Here is a 3456-nt window from a genome sequence, read left to right on the forward strand (position 1 = left end):
GACTGGAAGATTGTCCGGCGGTGTCCTACTCTCCCACACCCTCCCGAGTGCAGTACCATCGGCGCTGGAGGGCTTAGCTTCCGGGTTCGGAATGTTACCGGGCGTTTCCCCTCCGCCATGACCGCCGTAACTCTATCGACATATCAAACAACTCAACCAACACAAATGCTGGGTGTTGTTCGTTTGTCTAGAGTTGCACAGTGGACGCGTAGCAGCTTAGTAGTCAAGTCCTCGGCCTATTAGTACCGGTCAACTGAACCCGTTACCGGGCTTACATTTCCGGCCTATCAACCCAGTCGTCTAGCTGGGGGCCTTACCCCACAAATGTGGGTGGGATACCTCATCTTGAAGCGAGCTTCCCGCTTAGATGCTTTCAGCGGTTATCCCTTCCGAACGTAGCTAACCAGCCGTGCCCCTGGCGGGACAACTGGCACACCAGAGGTTCGTCCGTCCCGGTCCTCTCGTACTAGGGACAGCCCTTCTCAAGTATCCTACGCGCACGGCGGATAGGGACCGAACTGTCTCACGACGTTCTAAACCCAGCTCGCGTACCGCTTTAATGGGCGAACAGCCCAACCCTTGGGACCTGCTACAGCCCCAGGATGCGACGAGCCGACATCGAGGTGCCAAACCATCCCGTCGATATGGACTCTTGGGGAAGATCAGCCTGTTATCCCCGGGGTACCTTTTATCCGTTGAGCGACACCGCTTCCACATGCCAGTGCCGGATCACTAGTCCCGACTTTCGTCCCTGCTCGACCTGTCAGTCTCACAGTCAAGCTCCCTTGTGCACTTGCACTCAACACCTGATTGCCAACCAGGCTGAGGGAACCTTTGGGCGCCTCCGTTACCCTTTAGGAGGCAACCGCCCCAGTTAAACTACCCACCAGACACTGTCCCTGAACCGGATAACGGTCCGAAGTTAGATACCCAAATCAACCAGAGTGGTATTTCAAGATTGCCTCCCCACCAACTGGCGTTGATGGTTCACCGGCTCCCACCTATCCTACACAAGCTAACTCAAGTACCAATGTCAAGCTATAGTAAAGGTCCCGGGGTCTTTCCGTCCTGCCGCGCGTAACGAGCATCTTTACTCGTAATGCAATTTCGCCGGGCCTGTGGTTGAGACAGTGGGGAAGTCGTTACGCCATTCGTGCAGGTCGGAACTTACCCGACAAGGAATTTCGCTACCTTAGGATGGTTATAGTTACCACCGCCGTTTACTGGCGCTTAAGTTCTCCGCTTCGCTCGTGAGAGCTAACAGGTCCCCTTAACGTTCCAGCACCGGGCAGGCGTCAGTCCATATACATCGAATTACTTCTTCGCATGGACCTGTGTTTTTAGTAAACAGTCGCTTCCCCCTGCTCTCTGCGGCCATACAACGCTCCACCCGCGCGGGGCTTCACGTCTCCGGCCCCCCTTCTCCCTAAGTTACGGGGGCAATTTGCCGAGTTCCTTAACCACAGTTCGCCCGATCGCCTCGGTATTCTCTACCTGACCACCTGTGTCGGTTTGGGGTACGGGCCGCTAAGAACTCGCTAGAGGCTTTTCTCGGCAGCATAGGATCACTGACTTCACCTGAATCGGCTCGGCATCACGTCTCAGCCTATATGCGCCGCGGATTTGCCTACGACACGGCCTACACGCTTACCCCGGCACAACCACCGGCCGGGCTCAGCTACCTTCCTGCGTCACCCCATCGCTTGACTACTACCCGCCAGGTTCCCACGCTCCCCACCCGCAGTCCGAAGACCTTGGATGGTTTGGGTGGTTAGCACAACGAGGTTCGTCAGGGTCGCTCTTTCGCGGGTACGGGAATATCAACCCGTTGTCCATCGACTACGCCTCTCGGCCTCGCCTTAGGTCCCGACTCACCCAGGGCGGATTAGCCTGGCCCTGGAACCCTTGGTCATCCGGCGGAAGGGTTTCTCACCCTTCTTTCGCTACTCATGCCTGCATTCTCACTCGTGCCGCGTCCACAACTAGGTCACCCCGTTGCTTCAATCGCGGCACGACGCTCCCCTACCCATCCACACACCTGCACAAGGAATCAAGTCCAAGCGAGGTTAAAATGTGAATGCCACAGCTTCGGCGGTGTGCTTGAGCCCCGCTACATTGTCGGCGCGGAACCACTTGACCAGTGAGCTATTACGCACTCTTTAAAGGGTGGCTGCTTCTAAGCCAACCTCCTGGTTGTCTATGCGACCCCACATCCTTTTCCACTTAGCACACGCTTAGGGGCCTTAGCTGGTGATCTGGGCTGTTTCCCTCTCGACTACGAAGCTTATCCCCCGCAGTCTCACTGCCGCGCTCTCACTTACCGGCATTCGGAGTTTGGCTGATTTCGGTAAGCTTGTGGGCCCCCTAGACCATCCAGTGCTCTACCTCCGGCAAGAAACACGCGACGCTGCACCTAAATGCATTTCGGGGAGAACCAGCTATCACGGAGTTTGATTGGCCTTTCACCCCTAACCACAGGTCATCCCCCAACTTTTCAACGTTGGTGGGTTCGGCCCTCCACGCGGTCTTACCCGCGCTTCAGCCTGCCCATGGCTAGATCACTCCGCTTCGGGTCTAGAGCATGCGACTAAAAGCGCCCTATTCAGACTCGCTTTCGCTACGGCTCCCCCACACGGGTTAACCTCGCCACATGCCACTAACTCGCAGGCTCATTCTTCAAAAGGCACGCCGTCACCCCGCAAGGCTCCGACGGATTGTAGGCGAACGGTTTCAGGTACTATTTCACTCCCCTCCCGGGGTACTTTTCACCATTCCCTCACGGTACTCGTCCGCTATCGGTCACCAGGAAGTATTTAGGCTTACCAGGTGGTCCTGGCAGATTCACGGCAGATTTCAGGGGTCCGCCGCTACTCGGGAACACCCACAGAAGGTCAGCAACTTTCGCCTACCGGACTCTCACCGTCTACGGTCAGCCTTTCCAGACTGTTCGACTAGCCACTGACTTTGTAACTTCTCACACGAGTGTCAGCTCGTGTAGCAGGGTCCCACAACCCCGACCACGCAACCCCTGACAGGTATCACACGCAGCCGGTTTAGCCTACATCCGCTTTCGCTCGCCACTACTCACGGAATCACTTGTTGTTTTCTCTTCCTACGGGTACTGAGATGTTTCACTTCCCCGCGTTCCCCCCACACACCCTATGTGTTCAGGTGCGGGTGACACCACATGACTGGTGCCGGGTTTCCCCATTCGGACACCCTGGGATCACAGCTTGGTTGACAGCTCCCCCAGGCCTATCGCGGCCTCCCACGTCCTTCATCGGCTCCTGGTGCCAAGGCATCCACCGTTCGCCCTTGACAACTTGACCACAAAGATGCTCGCGTCCACTGTGCAATTCTCAACAAACGACCAACCCACAACCCACAAGCGCGACACCAGCCCGAGACAAAACTCGACGGTATGCCACACCAGGCCATGCCTGGCGCCGACGGAAC

At 56.9% G+C, this 3456-nt stretch carries 2 rRNA genes; both read right to left on the bottom strand.

The features are described from left to right. Nucleotides 1–12 precede the first annotated feature (12 nt). Nucleotides 13–129 (bottom strand): 5S ribosomal RNA (rrf, locus tag B0E53_RS32745). Between the two features lie 90 nt (nucleotides 130–219). Further along, nucleotides 220–3329, bottom strand: a 23S ribosomal RNA gene (locus tag B0E53_RS32750). Nucleotides 3330–3456: the final 127 nt, after the last annotated feature.

The organism is Micromonospora sp. MH33 (assembly GCF_003013775.1).
Classification (GTDB): domain Bacteria; phylum Actinomycetota; class Actinomycetes; order Mycobacteriales; family Micromonosporaceae; genus Micromonospora; species Micromonospora fulviviridis.